This is a genomic window from Tersicoccus mangrovi, assembly GCF_036881825.1.
Taxonomy (GTDB): Bacteria; Actinomycetota; Actinomycetes; order Actinomycetales; family Micrococcaceae; genus Tersicoccus; species Tersicoccus mangrovi.
Genome location: NZ_JBAJMW010000005.1, coordinates 255,012 through 272,296 on the forward strand (window position 1 = coordinate 255,012; position 17,285 = coordinate 272,296).

The 17,285-nt window shown below is 70.7% G+C and carries 16 protein-coding genes and 1 riboswitch; of the genes, 5 read left to right on the top strand and 11 right to left on the bottom strand.

All coding sequences use genetic code 11. The features are described from left to right. Positions 1 to 185: 185 nt before the first annotated feature. The 3 genes from V6N00_RS11760 to V6N00_RS11770 form a co-directional block, all read right to left on the bottom strand. The gene (locus V6N00_RS11760; RefSeq protein ID WP_334232743.1) at positions 186 to 1,301 is read right to left on the bottom strand and encodes a BMP family lipoprotein; all 1,116 of its coding nucleotides are present in this window, start codon (positions 1,299 to 1,301) and stop codon (positions 186 to 188) included. Between the two features lie 221 nt (positions 1,302 to 1,522). Beyond that, entirely contained in the window at positions 1,523 to 2,851 is a 1,329-nt protein-coding gene (locus V6N00_RS11765; protein ID WP_334232554.1) for an amidohydrolase, read from the bottom strand. 66 nt (positions 2,852 to 2,917) lie between these two features. Next, complete coding sequence (locus V6N00_RS11770) at positions 2,918 to 4,051, bottom strand: mannose-1-phosphate guanylyltransferase (protein ID WP_334232555.1); 1,134 nt, start codon at positions 4,049 to 4,051, stop codon at positions 2,918 to 2,920. Positions 4,052 to 4,406: 355 nt separating this feature from the next. On the opposite strand from V6N00_RS11770, the gene sdhC reads away from it, so the two are divergent. From sdhC to V6N00_RS11790, 4 genes are all read left to right on the top strand, one after another. After that, positions 4,407 to 4,799 carry a succinate dehydrogenase, cytochrome b556 subunit gene (gene sdhC / locus V6N00_RS11775; protein WP_416385081.1) on the top strand — a complete coding sequence of 131 codons (393 nt, stop codon included), beginning with the start codon at positions 4,407 to 4,409 and terminating at the stop codon, positions 4,797 to 4,799. A 1-nt stretch (position 4,800) separates the two neighbouring features. Next, the gene (locus V6N00_RS11780) at positions 4,801 to 5,280 is read left to right on the top strand and encodes a succinate dehydrogenase hydrophobic membrane anchor subunit (RefSeq protein WP_334232557.1); all 480 of its coding nucleotides are present in this window, start codon (positions 4,801 to 4,803) and stop codon (positions 5,278 to 5,280) included. 88 nt (positions 5,281 to 5,368) lie between these two features. Further along, the gene (sdhA, locus tag V6N00_RS11785) at positions 5,369 to 7,147 is read left to right on the top strand and encodes a succinate dehydrogenase flavoprotein subunit (protein WP_334232559.1); all 1,779 of its coding nucleotides are present in this window, start codon (positions 5,369 to 5,371) and stop codon (positions 7,145 to 7,147) included. Continuing rightward, positions 7,147 to 7,929 carry a succinate dehydrogenase iron-sulfur subunit gene (locus V6N00_RS11790; protein WP_334232561.1) on the top strand — a complete coding sequence of 261 codons (783 nt, stop codon included), beginning with the start codon at positions 7,147 to 7,149 and terminating at the stop codon, positions 7,927 to 7,929. Before sdhA ends, V6N00_RS11790 begins: the two co-directional genes overlap by 1 nt. 110 nt (positions 7,930 to 8,039) lie before the next feature. On the opposite strand, the gene V6N00_RS11795 is transcribed toward V6N00_RS11790, so the two are convergent. From V6N00_RS11795 to V6N00_RS11825, 7 genes are all read right to left on the bottom strand, one after another. After that, on the bottom strand, positions 8,040 to 8,558 hold the full coding sequence (locus tag V6N00_RS11795) for a 2'-5' RNA ligase family protein (RefSeq protein ID WP_334232562.1): 519 nt from the start codon (positions 8,556 to 8,558) through the stop codon (positions 8,040 to 8,042). A gap of 2 nt (positions 8,559 to 8,560) precedes the next feature. Further along, positions 8,561 to 9,613, bottom strand: coding sequence for a tryptophan--tRNA ligase (trpS, locus tag V6N00_RS11800; protein ID WP_334232563.1), 1,053 nt, complete (start codon positions 9,611 to 9,613; stop codon positions 8,561 to 8,563). Between the two features lie 38 nt (positions 9,614 to 9,651). Next, positions 9,652 to 10,506: an exodeoxyribonuclease III gene (locus V6N00_RS11805; protein WP_334232744.1), complete on the bottom strand. Its 855-nt coding sequence runs from the start codon at positions 10,504 to 10,506 to the stop codon at positions 9,652 to 9,654. A gap of 148 nt (positions 10,507 to 10,654) precedes the next feature. Continuing rightward, positions 10,655 to 11,344 carry a hypothetical protein gene (locus V6N00_RS11810; RefSeq protein ID WP_334232565.1) on the bottom strand — a complete coding sequence of 230 codons (690 nt, stop codon included), beginning with the start codon at positions 11,342 to 11,344 and terminating at the stop codon, positions 10,655 to 10,657. A 76-nt stretch (positions 11,345 to 11,420) separates the two neighbouring features. Further along, positions 11,421 to 12,251, bottom strand: a complete 831-nt coding sequence (locus V6N00_RS11815) for an ABC transporter permease (protein WP_334232567.1) — start codon at positions 12,249 to 12,251, stop codon at positions 11,421 to 11,423. Beyond that, the gene (locus V6N00_RS11820) at positions 12,248 to 13,096 is read right to left on the bottom strand and encodes an ABC transporter permease (RefSeq protein ID WP_334232569.1); all 849 of its coding nucleotides are present in this window, start codon (positions 13,094 to 13,096) and stop codon (positions 12,248 to 12,250) included. The genes V6N00_RS11815 and V6N00_RS11820 overlap by 4 nt, the downstream gene beginning before the upstream one ends. A 32-nt stretch (positions 13,097 to 13,128) precedes the next feature. Further along, positions 13,129 to 14,103 (bottom strand): ABC transporter ATP-binding protein, encoded by a 975-nt coding sequence (locus tag V6N00_RS11825; RefSeq protein WP_416385085.1) that lies wholly within the window; start codon positions 14,101 to 14,103, stop codon positions 13,129 to 13,131. 174 nt (positions 14,104 to 14,277) lie between these two features. Between V6N00_RS11825 and V6N00_RS11830 the strand changes: the two genes are divergently transcribed. Continuing rightward, positions 14,278 to 15,816 (top strand): FAD-binding oxidoreductase, encoded by a 1,539-nt coding sequence (locus V6N00_RS11830; protein WP_334232570.1) that lies wholly within the window; start codon positions 14,278 to 14,280, stop codon positions 15,814 to 15,816. A 30-nt stretch (positions 15,817 to 15,846) separates the two neighbouring features. On the opposite strand, the gene glyA is transcribed toward V6N00_RS11830, so the two are convergent. After that, entirely contained in the window at positions 15,847 to 17,133 is a 1,287-nt protein-coding gene (glyA, locus tag V6N00_RS11835) for a serine hydroxymethyltransferase (RefSeq protein ID WP_334232571.1), read from the bottom strand. Between the two features lie 58 nt (positions 17,134 to 17,191). Next, positions 17,192 to 17,279: riboswitch (ZMP/ZTP riboswitch) on the bottom strand. Positions 17,280 to 17,285 lie beyond the last annotated feature (6 nt).

The window sequence follows — 17,285 nt, forward strand, 5'->3', positions numbered from 1 at the left end:
CTGCGTCGTCCCGCGTGCGGCGTCGTCGGTCTCTGCCTCGTCGCGGCTCGGGGGTGACGACGTCTCGCGTCGTTCGAGTGCTGCGCTCACGGGTGAGTCTGCCACCGTGAGGGGGCCGGACGCACAGCACCGCCGGTCCGGGTGGGACCGGCGGTGCTCGTGCGGCCGGGTCGGTCGGGACGGACTCAGCTCTGCGGGCTGCCCTTCGAGGTCACCTTGATGGCCCCGGAGACGATGTCCTTCTTGATCTGGTCCAGCTCGGACTTGGTGTCCGCCGAGACGTTCTTGTCCTGGTCGTGGAACGGGGCCAGGGCCACGCCGCCGTTGTCCAGGGTGCCGACGTACGGGGTCTTGCTGAACTTGCCGTCCAGGTCGTCCTTGACCACGGTCTCCACGGCGTCGCCCATCAGCTTCATCACCGAGGAGAGCATCTGGTCCTTGCCCTTGGTGTTCGTCTCGAAGCCGTCCGAGTCGACCCAGATGAGCTTGACGTCCTTGCCCGCGTTCTTCGCGTCCACGGCGGCGTCGATGGTGCCCGCGCCGACGGGACCGGCGACCGGCATGATGACGTCGGCGCCCTCGTTGATGAAGTTGACGGTGTTCTGCTTGCCCTTGCCGGAGTCCTCGAAGTTGCCGACGAAGGTGCCGTTCTGGCTGTCCTTGTTCCAGCCGAGCAGCTGCACGTTCTTGGACTTCTTCTGGTTGTAGTACTTCACGCCGTCCGAGAAGCCGTCCATGAAGATGGTGACGGTCGGGATGTTCATGCCGCCGTAGGTCGCGACCTTCCCGGTCTTCGTCGTCGCGGCGGCCAGGTAGCCGGCCATGAACGCGGCCTGCGCCGTGTCGTAGACGATCGGCTTGACGTTGTCGGTGAACTTCGGGTCCGAGTAGTCGATGATCGCGAAGTGCTTCTTCGGGTTCTTCGCGGCGACGGCCTTGGTGGTGTCGCCGAGGTTGAAGCCGACGGTGACGGTCAGGTTGCAGTTGCCCTGCATCATCGAGTTCAGGTTCGGCCCGAAGTCGGTGGCGGCCTGGGACTCGGCCTGCTTGGTGTTGATGCCGAGGTCCTTCTTGGTCTTCATCAGCCCGTCGTAGGAGGACTGGTTGAAGGACCGGTCATCGAATCCGCCGGAGTCGGAGACGATGCAGCCGGTGTAGCTCTTGGCGGCGGCGTTCTGCGAGCCGCCCGAGGCGGCCGCTCCGCTCGAGCCCGACGACGGGGCCGCGCCGCAGCCGGCGAGCAGCAGGGCCGCGGCACTGAGGGCGGCGGTGCCGGCGGCGAGGCGACGGCCCTTGAGCATGGCGGTGCCCAGATGACGAGTGGTGTTCAACGGTTCCTCCCAGAAGAGTTGCCCCCGCTCTCGCGACCGGCCGGTGAGGGGTCGTCGTGGCGGTCCGTCCGCGATGCCGGACGGATGGGTGCTCGCCGCTGCGCGACGGGCTGTACGCCCCATACGATAACCCGCCGCGCGGGGTGATCTGAGCCACGTCGGGCCGCCACGCCGACGCCGTACCACGATTGTTACCTGCCGGTAGCCTCCGCGGCACGTGACGCCGGTGTGCGGGCGTCGGGACGGTCCGGCGACCGGCGTCCGGGGCCCCCGTTCGACGTACGCGGCGGGAAGTCGGGCAGCTGCTGGCCGGCCTCGGCGAGGGCGTGCAGGGCGGTGGCCGCCATCACCCGGACGCCGACGGCGAGGGCGTCCTCGTCGATCACGTAGTCGCCGCGGTGCAGGTCGTAGGTCTCGCCGCCCGGGGTGCGCGTGCCGAGCCGGAACATCGAGCCGGGCACCTCCTGGAGGAACCAGGCGAAGTCCTCCCCGCCCATGGACTGCGGGGTCAGCACGACGACGTCCTCCCCGAGCTCGGCGCGGGCCGCGGCCTCGATCATCGCCGTCTCCGCCTCGGTGTTGACCACGGGCGGCACGCCGCGGACGTGCTCGAGCTCGACGGCGACGCCGAAGGGCGCGGCGACCTGGTTGACGACGTCGTCGAGCAGCTCGCCGGCGGCCAGCCACGCGTCGCCGTCCAGGCACCGCATCGTGCCGGACATGAACCCGGTGGCCGGGATGGCGTTCGGCGCGGCCCCGGCGTGGATCTGGCCCCACACGACGGAGACGGCGCTGCGCACGTCGATCCGGCGGGACAGCACCGCGGGGACACCGACGGCGATCTCGGCGAGCGCGAAGACGAGGTCCTCGGTCAGGTGCGGGCGGGAGGTGTGCCCGCCGCGGCCGGTCAGCTCGATCCGCACGGTGTCCGAGGCCGAGGTGATGGCCCCGATCCGGGTGCCGATCTGGCCGACGTCGATGCGCGGGTCGCAGTGGAGGGCGAAGATGCGCGGCACGTCCTCGAGCACGCCCTGCTCGATGCAGGACAGGGCGCCTCCGGGCATGGTCTCCTCGGCGGGCTGGAAGACGATGCGGACCGTCCCGGCCAGCGGGCTGGACCGGTTCAGGTCGGCGAGGACGAGCGCGACGCCGACCATGACGGTCGTGTGCATGTCGTGCCCGCATGCGTGGCAGGCGCCCTTGACCGTCGAGGTCCACGGCAGCCCGGTCTCCTCCTGCACGGGCAGCGCGTCGATGTCCCCGCGCAGCGCGGCCGCGATGGGGCCGTGCCCGATGTCGACGTACAGGCCGGTGCCCTCGAAGCGGTGGACGGTCAGCCCGGCGGCGGTCAGCCGGTCGGCGATGCGTTCGGTGGTGCGCACCTCGCGGGTGGACAGCTCGGGGTGGGCGTGCAGGTCACGGCGGAACACGGTCAGTTCGGCCAGGAGCGGTCGCAGGAACGGCCCGACGACGGGCAACTGGTCGGAGTCGGACGAGAAACCGAAGGGAGCGCGATCCACCCCATCCACTCTAGCCAGCCCGGCGGTCCCCGGCGCCGGTTGCTCGCCGGCCGACACGGAGGCGCCTCAGAGCACGTCCTCGGCGCCGGACGCCTTGAGCTGCTCGACGGTCTTCTTGACCGCCTGGGCGTTGTCGGCGGTGGTCACGAGCAGCGCGTCCGGGGTGTCGACGACGACGATGTCCTGCACGCCGATCAGGGCGATCAGCCGGTTGGTGCCCGTGACGACGACGCCGGTCGCGTTGTCGGTCACGACCCGGGCGTGCTCGCCGAGGACCGTGACGCCGGAGCCGGCCGGGTTGAGGCGGCCGATCGCGGCGAAGTCCCCGACGTCGTCCCAGCGGAAGTCGGCGGGGACAACGGCGACGTCCCCGGCCGCGGCGGCGGGCTCGGCGACGGCGTAGTCGATGGCGATCTTCGGCAGTCCCGGCCACACGCGGGCGACGACCGCGTCACGGTCCGGTGTATCCCACGCCCGGGCGATCTCCGTCAGGCCGGCGTACAGCTCGGGCTGGGCCCGCTCGAGGTGGTGGAGCATCAGCGACGTGGGCGCCACGAACATGCCGGCGTTCCAGCAGTACTCCCCCGACGCGACGTACTCGGTGGCGACCTCCTCCGACGGCTTCTCGACGAAGGTGCGCACGGTCAGGGCGTGCGGGGCGCCCTCGACGGTCAGCGGCTCGCCGAGCTGGATGTACCCGAACCCGGTCGAGGGGTAGGTGGGCTTGATGCCGATCGTGACGATCCGGCCGGTGGCCGCGGTGTGCACGGCCTCTCGCACGACGTCCCGGAACAGGGAGTCGGGGCTGATCGCGTGGTCCGCGGCGAACGACCCCATGATCGTCTCCGGGTTGCGCAGGTGCAGGATGGCCGCGGCCAGGCCGATCGCGGCGCCCGAGTCCTTCGGCTCCGTCTCGATCACGACGTCGCTCTCGTCCACCTCGGGCAGCTGGCTGACCACGGCGTCGCGGTGCGCCTGGCCGGTCACGACCATGACGCGGCCCGGTGCGAGCGGCGCCAGCCGGTCGTAGGTGGCACGGATCAGGGTGTGGCCACTGCCGGTGAGGTCGTGCAGGAACTTCGGCGTCGCCGCACGTGAGAGCGGCCAGAGCCGGGTGCCGACGCCGCCGGCGGGGATCACGGCGTGGAACCGGGCCAGCGCGTCACCGGGCACGGAGGAAGGACGGTCCTGCTCACTCATTGTCCCCACGTTAGTGCAGGGGCACCGGACGGGGACGGGATACGGCGCCCCGTGTGGCGTCGGCCACACCCGGCGGTCGCCCGGGCTGTCGCTACCGCGCCGCGGTGCGGGACGAGCCCGTCGTCGCACTGTCACGCGCCCGGGCGCGGTCACGGACGGGCGGGCAAGAGGACTATGGTGGACACGACGGGCCCGGGGTCTGCGACCGCCCGTCGACGCTGCCGCCGCTCGCCCACCCGGACGTCCATGCGCACCGGCAGTTGCTGGGAAAGACGATCGGGTTCGCAGTGCCCGGCCGAGTCGGACGCGACACCGCTGACAGCGTCCGCGCTCGGACCTGCAGGGAGGTTCTTCAGTGCCGAAAACATCCATGGGCACCCTCTACCGCGGCCGTGAAGGCATGTGGTCCTGGGTCGGTCACCGCATCACGGGCGTGGTGATCTTCTTCTTCCTCCTCGTCCACGTGCTGGACACCTCGCTGGTGCGGGTGTCGCCGGACGCGTACAACGCCGTGATCGCCCAGTACAAGAACCCGCTGATGGCCCTCGGTGAGGCCGGCCTGGTCGGCGCCATCGTCTTCCACGCCCTCAACGGCCTGCGGATCATCCTGGTCGACTTCTGGAAGCAGGGCACGAAGTACCAGCGGCAGATGCTCTGGGCCGTCGTCATCGGCTGGTTCGTCATCATGATTCCGTTCCTGGTGCGTCACCTCTCGCTCTCCTTCACGTTCGCCTTCGGAGGTCACTGACATGTCCGGCATCGTCGTCGAATCCCCCCGCTCCCCCGGTGACTCCGGCCGGCTCGCCCCCCAGTACCGCCGCAGCAAGGGCAAGGGCGGCAACTTCGAGATGCTGGCGTGGCTGTTCATGCGCCTGTCCGGCGTCGTCCTGATCGTCCTCGTCTTCGGGCACCTCTTCGTCAACCTCATGGTCGGCGACGGCGTGCACGCCGTGGACTTCGGCTTCGTGGCCGGCAAGTGGGCGAGCCCGTTCTGGCAGGTCTGGGACCTGGCCATGCTGTGGCTGGCCCTGCTGCACGGCACCAACGGCGTGCGCACCATCATCAACGACTACGCCGAGCGCAACGCGACCCGGCTGACGCTCAAGACCGTGCTGTACCTCGCCTCGGGCACCATGATCGTGCTCGGCACCCTGGTCATCTTCACGTTCGATCCCTGCCCGGTGATCGACGGCGTCAAGACCGTCAGCACCTTCTGCCCCGCCCCCTGAGACGCCGTACCGGCACCGGCATCCCGCATGATCGGGGTGGAGCGGCGCCGACGACCTGGCGACCACGAGAGAAAAGAGTCATCGAAGAATGCAGGTCCACAAGTACGACGTCGTGATCGTCGGCGCCGGTGGTGCCGGGATGCGCGCGGCGATCGAGTCCGGCCAGCGTGCCCGCACCGCGGTGCTGACGAAGCTCTACCCGACGCGTTCCCACACCGGTGCGGCCCAGGGCGGTATGTGCGCAGCACTCGCCAACGTCGAAGAGGACAACTGGGAGTGGCACACCTTCGACACGGTCAAGGGCGGGGACTACCTCGTCGACCAGGACGCCGCGGAGGTGATGGCCAAGGAGGCCATCGACGCCGTCCTCGACCTGGAGAAGATGGGCCTGCCGTTCAACCGCACGCCCGAGGGACGCATCGACCAGCGGCGCTTCGGCGGCCACACCCGTGACCACGGCAAGGCGCCCGTGCGCCGCGCCTGCTACGCCGCCGACCGCACCGGCCACATGATCCTGCAGACGCTCTACCAGAACTGCGTCAAGCACAACGTGGAGTTCTACAACGAGTTCTACGTGCTGGACCTGCTGCTCCTGGACGACGGCGTGGACGAGGGCGGAGCCCCCCGCAAGCGCGTGGCCGGCGTCGTCAGCTACGAGCTGGCCACCGGCGAGATCCACGTCTTCCAGGCCAAGAGCGTCGTGTTCGCCTCGGGCGGCGTCGGCAAGGTCTTCAAGACCACGTCCAACGCCCACACCCTGACCGGTGACGGCATGGGCATCGCGTTCCGCCGTGGCCTGCCGCTGGAGGACATGGAGTTCATCCAGTTCCACCCGACGGGCCTCGCGGGCCTGGGCATCCTCCTCTCCGAGGCCGCCCGCGGCGAGGGCGCGATCCTGCGCAACTCCGAGGGCGAGCGGTTCATGGAGCGCTACGCCCCCACCATCAAGGACCTCGCGCCGCGCGACATCGTCGCCCGGTCGATGGCCAACGAGGTGCGCGAGGGCCGCGGCTGCGGCCCGAACAAGGACTACGTGCTCCTGGACCTGACCCACCTGGAGCCGGCCCACATCGACGCGAAGCTGCCGGACATCACCGAGTTCGCGCGCACCTACCTGGGCGTCGAGCCCTACACGGAGCCGGTGCCGGTGTTCCCGACCTGCCACTACGCGATGGGCGGGATCCCCACCAACATCAAGGGTGAGGTCCTGGCGGACAACGAGACCGTGATCCCGGGCCTCTACGCCGCGGGCGAGGTGGCCTGCGTGTCGGTGCACGGCTCCAACCGGCTGGGCACCAACTCGCTGCTCGACATCAATGTGTTCGGCAAGCGGTCGGGCATCAACGCCGCGGAGTACGCCGTCGGCGCGGAGTTCGTGGAGCTGCCGGAGAACCCGGCCGCCTACACGGAGGACCTGCTCGACGTCGTGCGCACCGGTGAGGGCACCGAACGGGTCGCGAAGATCCGCTCGGAGCTGCAGGAGACCATGGACGCGAACATGCAGGTGTTCCGCACCGAGGACTCCATCCGCCAGGCCCTGACCGACATCGAGGCGCTGCGCGAGCGGTACAAGGCGATCTCGGTGCAGGACAAGGGCAAGCGGTTCAACCTGGACCTGCTCGAGGCCGTGGAGCTCGGCTTCCTGCTGGACATGGCCGAGGTCATGACCGTCTCGGCCCTGCACCGCAAGGAGTCCCGTGGTGGGCACTACCGCGAGGACTACCCGAATCGTGACGACGAGAACTGGATGAAGCACACCATGGTGTACCGGGACCCCGACTCCGAGATGGAGGGCGTCAAGGGGATCCGGTTCGACACCAAGCCGGTGATCTTCACCCGTTACGAACCGATGGAGCGCAAGTACTGATGAGCACCCAGACAGCCGAACCGGCATCCAAGGTCGAGCTTCCCGCCTCCGTCGGCGGCGGCGGGGAGATCCCGACGTTCGACGTGACCCTGCGGGTCCGTCGGTACAACCCGGAGGTCTCCGAGGAGCCGAGCTGGGACGAGTTCTCCTTGACCATGTACGGCACGGACCGCGTGCTGGACGCGCTGCACAAGGTCAAGTGGGAGCACGACGGCTCGCTCTCGTTCCGCCGCTCGTGCGCCCACGGCGTGTGCGGCTCGGACGCGATGCGGATCAACGGCCGCAACCGCCTGGCCTGCAAGACGCTGCTCAAGGACCTCGACACGTCCAAGCCCATCACGGTCGAGCCCATCAAGGGCCTGCCGGTGGAGAAGGACCTGATCGTGGACATGGAGCCGTTCTTCCAGTCCTACCGCGAGATCATGCCGTTCCTCATCAACCGGGGCCACGAGCCGACGAAGGAGCGCCTGCAGTCCGCCGAGGAACGCGAGCGCTTCGACGACACCACCAAGTGCATCCTGTGCGCCGCGTGCACGTCGTCCTGCCCGGTGTTCTGGACCGACGGCCAGTACTTCGGCCCCGCCGCGATCGTCAACGCGCACCGGTTCATCTTCGACTCGCGTGACGACGCCGGCGACATGCGCCTGCAGATCCTCAACGACAAGGAGGGCGTGTGGCGCTGCCGCACGACCTTCAACTGCACCGAGGCGTGCCCCCGTGGCATCCAGGTGACCAAGGCGATCGCCGAGGTCAAGCAGGCGGTGCTCGCCAGGGCGGTCTGACCGGGCACACCAGCACGACACGGTCCTCGACAACACGGACGGCCCGGGCGGGAAATCGCCCGGGCCGTCGTCGTCCCTGCTGGTGGAAGGCGGGGGACAGAGCGGCGGCGTCAGCCGCCGAGCGGGACCTCGCCGACCTGCTCCCACTCCGTCTGCCCGGCGCGGAAGACGCCGAGGGTCGTCGCGGGGAACTGCGCCGCGAACCCGGAGAACCGCATCAGGGCCTCGTCGAGGGAGTCCCGGCCCACGCCCTGCGCGAGGGTGACGTGCGGGTGGTAGGGGAAGAGCGCGCCACTGGCGATGCCGGCGGCGACGATGCCCTCGTGCAGGTCGATGCACTCCCCCGCTCCCGCGGCCAGGCGCAGGAACGCGACCGGCGAGTGCGGCAGGAAGCTGCCCGCGCCGCGCAGCACGATCGTGAAGGGGTCAGTGCGGGCCGCCACGTCAGCCACCGCGCCGACCGCGGCGTCGACGTCGTCCGTGACCCCGTTGGTCAGGATGGTCACGTGCGGCGGGACCAGCCCGGTCGCCGCCTCCCCGAACGACGCACGCCACTGGTGCAGCTGCTGCGCGAGGGAACCGGGGACGGCGATGACCACCCCGAGCGAACCCGCCGTCAGCGTCGCCATCGTCAGCTCTCGCCGGCCGCCACGGGCATGCGGACCCAGCCGGTGGAGGGCCGCAGCAGGCCGACCCGGTCGTACACGTCGGCGAGCGTCTGCCCGGCGATCACCCGGGCCTTCTCCGCGCCGCGGGCCAGGATGGCGTCCAGCTCCGCCGGGTCGGCGAGCAGCTCCGTCGTCCGCTCACGGAACGGCACGACGAAGTCGGTCACGAGGTCCGCGACGTCGACCTTGAGGTGGCCGTACATCCGGCCGGCGTAGTCCTGCTCGAGCTCGGGGATGCTGCGGCCGCTGAGCGAGGAGTGGATGGCCAGGAGGTTGGAGACGCCGGGCTTGGCCTCGCGGTCGAAGCGGATCTCGGTGCCGTTGTCGGTCACGGCCGACTTGATCTTCTTCGCGGTGACCTTCGGCTCGTCGAGCAGGTTGATCAGCCCGGCCGGGGACACCGCGGACTTCGACATCTTCGCCGCCGGGTTCGCCAGGTCGTAGATCTTCGCCGACGCCGGCGGGATGAACCCCTCGGGCACCACGAACGTCTCGCCGAAGCGGGTGTTGAACCGCTGGGCGAGGTTGCGGGTCAGCTCGATGTGCTGGCGCTGGTCCTCCCCCACCGGCACGCGGTGGGCCTGGTAGAGCAGGATGTCCGCGGCCATGAGCGTGGGGTAGGCGAACAGGCCCACCGTCGCGGCGTCGACGCCGTAGCGGGCGGTCTTGTCCTTGAACTGCGTCATCCGGGACGCCTCGCCGAACCCGGTGATGCAGTTGAGCACCCAGGCCAGCTCGGCGTGCTCGGGCACGTGGGACTGGACGAACAGGGTGCAGCGGTCCGGGTCCACGCCGCCGGCGATGTACTGGGCGACGGTGCGGCGGGTCCGGTCCGCGAGCGTCGCGGGGTCGTGCTCGACCGTCATCGCGTGCAGATCGGGGATGAAGTAGATCGCGTCGTTGTCGTCCTGCATCTGCACCCAGTTGCGCACGGCCCCGATGTAGTTGCCCAGGTGCAGGCTGTCGGCGGAGGGCTGGGCTCCGGAGAGGACGCGGGGACGTGGCGGGGTGGCCATGGACGGGGCTTCCTTCGAGGTCGGGTGCGTGTGGAGGGTCAGAGGTGGTAGTCGATCACCAGGGGCGCGTGGTCGGACCAGCGGGTGTCCCACGACGCCGCGCGGTCCACGCTCGCGGTCGTCGCCGCCCGCGCGAGTTCCGGGGTGGCGATCTGGTAGTCGATCCGCCACCCGGCGTCGTTGTCGAACGCCGACCCGCGCATCGACCACCACGTGTACGGCCCCTCCACGTCGCCGGCGAGGGCCCGGTGCACGTCGACCCAGCCGTGCACGCCGAAGAAGCGGTCGAAGTACGCGCGCTCCTCGGGCAGGAAGCCGGCCCTGGTCGCGTTGCCCTTCCAGTTCTTGATGTCCCGGGTGGTGTGCCCGACGTTCAGGTCGCCGGTGACGACGGCCAGGTCCGCGCTCTGCCGGATCTCGGGCAGGCGCCGCTCCATCGCGGTGAGGAAGCGGTACTTGTCCTCCTGCCGGGCGGTGCCCGCCTCGCCCGAGTGCACGTAGGCGCTGACCGCGGTGAGCCGGGCGTCGCCGGCGGCGGTGGGGACGGTGACGTCGACCTCGATCCAGCGGCCGGCCGTTGCGAAGTAGTCCTCGCCGATACCGATCCGGGTCGCGGTGGGCTCGAGGCGGGTGGCGATCGCGACACCGGCGCGGCCCTTGGCCCCGGCCTCGGCGTGGGCGATGTACCAGTCCGGTCCGAGCAGCTCGTGGACGACGGCGTCGGGCGCCCGCACCTCCTGCAGGGTCAGCACGTCGACGTCCCGGTCGGCGAGCCACTCGCGCATCCCGTCGCCGTTGCCGGCCCGCACGCCGCTGGTGCGGAAGGCCGCACGGATGCCGTTGACGTTGACGCTGGCCACGCGCAGCCGGCGGGTGGCGCTCGCAGCCTCGATCCCGGTGTCGATCGTGGCGTCGCTCTCGGTGGTCGGGTCCTCGGTGGTCGTCGGCACGGGCAGCGGTGTCACCCGATCAACTGTACCGCCGGGCCGCGGCGCACCTGATTCCGGTGACCGTGAGTGAATCGGGAGCTCGATCGGAAGGTCAGTCGACGATCGTGCCGCTGATCGGCCCGCCGTCGGAGCCGTTCGAGCCGGAGCCGTTCGCGCCGGCACGCCCGGTGTCGCCGCGACGGGGTGCCGCGTCGTCGACGCCGAGCATCCCGAGCGCGTTGTGGGCCGTGATCTGGATGGTCTCGAGCGCCCGGGACACCTGGCCGGCATCCTGGGCGGCGGGCCCCTTGGCCAGTTCCTGCTCGACGACGCGGCCCTGCACCTGGACGATGTGCAGGCTGTGGGCGAGCTTCTCGTCCCGCACCGGGTCCGCGCCGCCGGCGGAGACCACGCGGGTGCTCGCGCTGCCCGACGGCGCGAGGCCGGCGGCCGAGCGCAGGGTGTCGTTGGCGGTGGCGAGCTGGGTCGCACCGAAGCGCGCGGCCCGGCGCACCGCGAGGAAGACGACGACGGCAAGGATCAGCCAGCCGGCCGCGACGATGGCCACGAGCCAGCCGATGACGTCGTTCTGGTTGGCGGCGAACACCACGGCGACGAGGAAGACCACCATGACGACCGCGACCATCAGGCCGCCGCCGCCCAGGGGCGAACGGCGCGCGCCGCTCACGGCGCCGTCGTACGCGCGTCCGGCGAAACCGCCACCGGAGAGGAACCCTCCTGCGGGCGCGGTGGAACCAGCCCGGGAAGCGGAACGGGGATCGGGACGCGTCGAGCCAGCCATGGCCCTATTCTCCCGTACCCGGGTCCGCCCCCGGCGAGGTTCCACCAGAGGCGAACGGGTTACTCGAGGAACAGCGCTATTTGAGGAACAGGGCCCGCAGCCGGCTCGTCGTCAGGGTCAGCCCGATGACGATCATGACGACGTAGTAGAGCAGGTGCAGGGCGGTGTCGCCGGTGAAGACGCCCACGCTGATCTGGCGCATCAGTTCGACCCCGTGCCACAGCGGCAGCGCGCGGACCACCCACTGGATCGGCTCCGGGTAGACCGAGAGGGGGTAGAAGGTGGCGCTGAACAGGAACATCGGCATCATGACGAAGGTGACGAGGTCCATCTGCTGGAACGTCTTCATGTAGCTCGTGATCGCCATCCCGAAGCTCGCGAAGCCGAACGCGACCAGCACCGCGGCCGGGATGAGCAGCAGCGTCCACGCGGACTGGGCCAGCCCGAAGACCACCATCACCCCGGTGAAGCCGACGGCGTAGAGCGCCCCGCGCAGCAGCGCCATGAAGATCTCCCCCACCGCCACGTCGAAGGGGCCGAGCGAGGTGTAGAGCATCCCCTGGTACAGCTTGCCGAAGTTCATCTTGAAGAAGACGTTCCACGTCGAGTCGTACACGGCCCCGTTCATGGCCGAGACCGCGAGCAGGGCCGGCGCGATGTACGCGGCGTAGCTGATCGTCGTCCCACCCGGACCCTCGACCCGGCCCACGAGCGTGCCGAGGCCGACGCCGAGGGAGAGCAGGTAGAAGACCGGCTCGAAGAACCCGGAGACGAGGATGACCCAGTTCTGGCTGCGGATCACCCGCAGTCCGCGCCCGATGACGGCGCGGGCGTTGCGGGAGTAGAGCGCCGCGAGCGGGCGCCGGGACGGCGTCAGCTGCGGCGTCGCCGTGACGGGGGCGGTCATCGGCCGAGCCTGACCGTGAAGAACCGGCGGGCGAGCATCATGCCCCCGACGGCGAGGACGAGCAGCACGGTCACGTGCACGACGAGCAGCCAGGGCGGCACGGACAGCCCGAAGGAGACGACGCGGGCCAGCTGCGTCGTGTGCCACAGCGGGGAGATCCAGCCGATCCACTGCAGGCCGCCCGGCATCGTCTCGAGCGGGTAGAACGTGCCGGAGAACAGGAACAGCGGGGTGATGACGAACCGCTGGACCATGGAGAACTGGAAGCCCTCGCTGTCCAGCGACGCCGAGTATGCCATCACGGGCGCCCCGAACGCGAGCGCGCCGACGACCGTGATGGGCACGATCAGCCAGCCCGTGCCGAGCGACGGGACGGCGCCGAACAGGTAGAGGATCGCGACGTACGCCACCGTCTGGACGGTCAGCCGCACGCTGATGGCCATGAGGTGACCGGCGGCGATCTGCCCGGGCGTCAGCGGGGAGGCATTCGGCCCGTAGTACACGCGGCGCCACTTGAAGCCGTCCATGACGGGGAACATCATCTCGAGCCCCACCGTCATCAGGGCGGCGGAGGTGACGAGCGCGGGCGCGACGAACTGCAGGTAGCTGACGCCGTTCGCGGCGACGCCGTTGCGGTCGACGAGCACGGCGAGGCCGACCCCGAGCGCGTACAGGTAGAGCAGCGGCGAGCCGACGCTCTCGAGCACGATGGTGCCGAGGTACGCGCGCATGGTGCGCAGCGCGTGCTCGGCGTAGTAGAAGGCCCCCCAACGCCGAGCCTTGGCGGCGGAGATCGCGGCACTGTGCGCACGGCCCGAGTACGTCAGGGCGGCGGGAACACTCATTCTGGCTGTCCTGATCATTCTGGCTGTCCTGATCATTCGATCAGGCTCCGCCCCGTCAACCGCAGGAACACGTCCTCGAGCGAGGACCGGCGCACCAGCGACGTGATCGGATGCAGTCCCCGGGCGGTCACCTCGTCGAGCGCCGCCTCGCCGTCCTCGGCGTAGAGCAGCACCCGGTCCGGCAGCACCTCGATCCGCTCCCCCACCCCGGCCAGGGTGTCGGCTGCGGCGGCGTTGCGGTCCGTGCCGAAGCGCACCTCGAGCACCTCGCGGGTCGAGTACTGGCGGATCAGGGCGGCGGGTGAGCCCTCGGCCATGATCCGGCCCTGGTCGACGACGACGAGCCGGTCGCACAGCTGCTCGGCCTCGTCCATGTAGTGGGTGGTCAGCACGAGCGTGACGCCCTGCTCCTTGAGGCGGAACAGGCGGTCCCACAGGATGTGCCGCGCCTGCGGGTCCAGGCCCGTCGTCGGCTCGTCGAGCATGACGATGCGGGGCTCGTTGATCAGCGCTCGCGCGATCGTCAGGCGTCGCTTCATGCCGCCGGACAGGGAATCGACCTTGGCCTTCGCCTTCTCGGTCAGCTGGGCGAACTCGAGCAGCTCGTCGACCTTCGGCTGCAGGTACCGGTACGGCAAGCCGAAGTAGCGGCCGTAGACCAGCAGGTTGTCGCGGACCTTCAGTTCCTCGTCGAGGTTGTCCTGCTGGGGCACGACGCCCAGGTGCGCGCGGACCTCCGGGCCGTGCTTCTCCGGGTCGAGCCCCATGATCGTCAGGTCGCCGCCGGTGCGGCCGGTGACCCCGCCGATCATCCGCATCGTCGTGGACTTGCCGGCGCCGTTGGGGCCGAGCAAGCCGAAGGACTCGCCGGCGGGGATGTCGAAGCTGATGCCGTCGACGGCGCGCGTGTCGCCGTAGACCTTGGTCAGGTCACGAGCGGAGATGACGGCGGGTGGGTGGGCAGGATGCGAGGGATGCACCGGAGCGTCGGGGGCCGCCGAGGTCACGGCGGCACCACGCCCGGCGGGCGAGTCGGTGGACACTCGTGACAGTGTAGGAAATCACACCGGCGAATGCCCAGACCCTCCCGACCTCGCCGGCACGTGTCGCGGACGGTTCCCGTCCGCGGTGCGTGCGCCGGGGCCGCCCTGTCCTCGACCCGCTGCGAAGGAGATCCGACCATGACGTCCTCCGACACGACCGACCAGCGTCCGCACGACCGTTTCGACAAGCGCCCCGACGAGCGCCCCGACAACCGACCCGTCACCGGCACCGGCCGCGGCGCCACCACCCCGGACGGCGCGGCCGCCGACGCCGGCAGCGACGAGCAGACCCCCGAGGTCGTGCGCCTGCTCCTCGAGGCCCTCGGCGCGAAGGTCCGCATCGACGACGCGTCGCTGACCCGGGCCCGGACCGACGAGTCCGGCCACGCGACCGACGCGCCGCCGCTGGCGGTGGTCGAGGCGGAGGACGTCGAGGACGTGCAGGCGGTGTGCCGCATCTGCACGGCGACGGGCACCCCGATCGTCAGCCGCGGCGCGGGCACCGGCCTGGCCGGCGGCGCGATCGGCGGGGCCGGCGAGGTCGTGCTCTCGACCGCCCGGATGAACCGGGTCATCGAGGTCTCCCCCGAGAACCGGCTGGCCGTCGTCCAGCCCGGCGTGCTCAACGGCGCCCTGAACGCCCAGCTCGCGGAGCAGGGCCTGTGGTGGCCCCCGGACCCGGCGAGCAAGGACATCTCCTCGGTCGGCGGCAACATCGCGACCAACGCCGGCGGCCTGCTGTGCGCCAAGTACGGCGTCACGCGCGAGTCCGTGCTCGCCCTGAAGGTCGTGCTCGCGGACGGCACCCTCATCAGCGTCGGTCACCGCACCGTCAAGGGCGTCACCGGACTGGACCTGTGCGCCCTGATGATCGGCTCGGAGGGCGTGCTCGGCGTCATCGTCGAGTGCACCCTGAAGCTGCGGCCGGCCATCACCGGGCCGGTGCCGACCATCGCCGCGTTCTTCGACGACGTCGAGGCGGCCGCGCACGCCTGCTCCGCGATCACGGCCGCGCACCTGGAGCCGGCCATCATGGAGCTGCTCGACGAGCAGATCCTGGCCGCGGTCAGCGCGCACACGGGTGTCGACCTGGTCGGCAGGGGGCGGGCCTACGTGCTCCTGCAGACCGACGGGGCGGGCGCCGAGGCGACCGCCGAGCAGATCCGCGCGGTGCTGGAGGAGAACGGGGCGCGGGCCGAGTTCGCCGACGACCCGGCCGAGGCCGCGCGCCTCGTCGAGGTGCGCCGCCAGGTCCATCCGGCGATGACCCGGCTGGGCACCGCGCTGATCGAGGACGTGGCGGTGCCCCGGGACCGGTTGGCCGCGATGTACCGGAAGATCGCCGAGATCGCGCAGCGCCACGACGTCGTCATCCCAACGAACGCGCACGCCGGCGACGGCAACCTGCACCCGACGTTCATCTTCTCGGGCGACGAGGTGCCGCAACCGGTGTGGGACGCCGCGGACGAGCTGTTCCAGTACGCGATCGAGCTCGGCGGCACCCTGACGGGCGAGCACGGCGTCGGCATCCTCAAGCGCCGGTGGCTCGGCGACGAACTCGGCACCGACCAGCTCGCCCTGCAGCGCCGCATCAAGGCCGCGTTCGACCCGGACGGCCTGCTCAACCCCGGGAAGGTGTTCGCCCCGGCCGAGCAGGCGCCGGCGAACCGGCGCTGACCGACCGGGGCGTGCCGCCTCAGGCGGCGGTCACCACTCCTCGAGGCCCTCGTACAGCGGGAAGTCGGCGGCGAGGTTCTCCACGCGGGCCCGGAGGGCCTCGACGTCGGCGCCGGGCTTGAGCGCCTGGGCGATGACGTCCGCCACCTCACGGAACTCGTCCTCGCCGAAGCCGCGGGTCGCGAGCGCGGGGGTGCCGATGCGCAGACCCGAGGTCACCATCGGCGGCCGCGGGTCGAACGGGATGGCGTTGCGGTTGACCGTGATGCCGGCCCGGTGCAGGAGGTCCTCGGCCTGCTTGCCGTCCAGCGCGGAGTCCTTCAGCGACACCAGCACGAGGTGGACGTCGGTGCCCCCGGTCAGCACGGACACCCCGTGCTCGGCGACGTCGGCGGCCGAGAGCCGCTCGGCGAGGATCTGCGCACCGGCGACGGTGCGGCGCTGCCGCTCGGCGAACTCCTCGCCCGCGGCGATCTTGAAGGCGACGGCCTTGGCCGCGATCGCATGCATGAGCGGGCCGCCCTGCTGGCCCGGGAACACCGCGGAGTCGATCTTCTTCGCGTACTCGGCCTTCGAGAGCACGATGCCCGAGCGCGGACCGCCGAGGGTCTTGTGCACGGTCGAGGTCACGACGTCGGAGTGCGGCACCGGGTTCGGGTGCAGACCCGCCGCGACCAGGCCGGCGAAGTGCGCCATGTCGGTCCACAGCAGGGCACCGACCTCGTCGGCGATCGAACGGAACGCGGCGAAGTCGAGCTGCCGCGGGTAAGCGGACCAGCCCGCGATGATGACCTGCGGCCGCTCGGCGAGCGCCTGCTCGCGGACATGGTCCATGTCGATCCGGTAGGTGTCCGGGTTCACGCCGTACGCGGCGACCTCGTAGAGCTTGCCGGAGAAGTTCAGCTTCATGCCGTGGGTCAGGTGCCCGCCGTGCGCGAGGGTGAGACCGAGCAGCTTGTCGCCGGGCTGGATCATCGCGGCGAGGGCGGCGGCGTTGGCCTGGGCGCCCGCGTGGGGCTGGACGTTGGCGTGCTCGGCGCCGAACAGGGCCTTCGCCCGGTCGCGGGCGAGGTTCTCCGCGACGTCGACGTACTCGCAGCCACCGTAGTAGCGCCGGCCCGGGTAGCCCTCGGCGTACTTGTTGGTCAGCACGGAGCCCTGCGCCTGGAGCACGGCACGCGGCACGAAGTTCTCGGAGGCGATCATCTCGAGCGTGCCGCGCTGGCGGCCGAGCTCGTCGGCCAGGACCTGGGCGATCTCGGGATCGACCTCGGCCAGGGGCTGGGTGTTCAGGGCGGTGGCGGTGGAAGGACTCACGGTGGTCTCCTGCGGGGGCGGATGTGGCGGACGGGTCACGCGGCAGCGCGGTCGTCGTGGACTCCACCCAGGCGTACGGTGGCCGGTCCCCTCACCGGGCGCGCTCCCCGGTGGTCGTCCACCTCACGCCAGTCACGCGTCCCGTCGTGGCT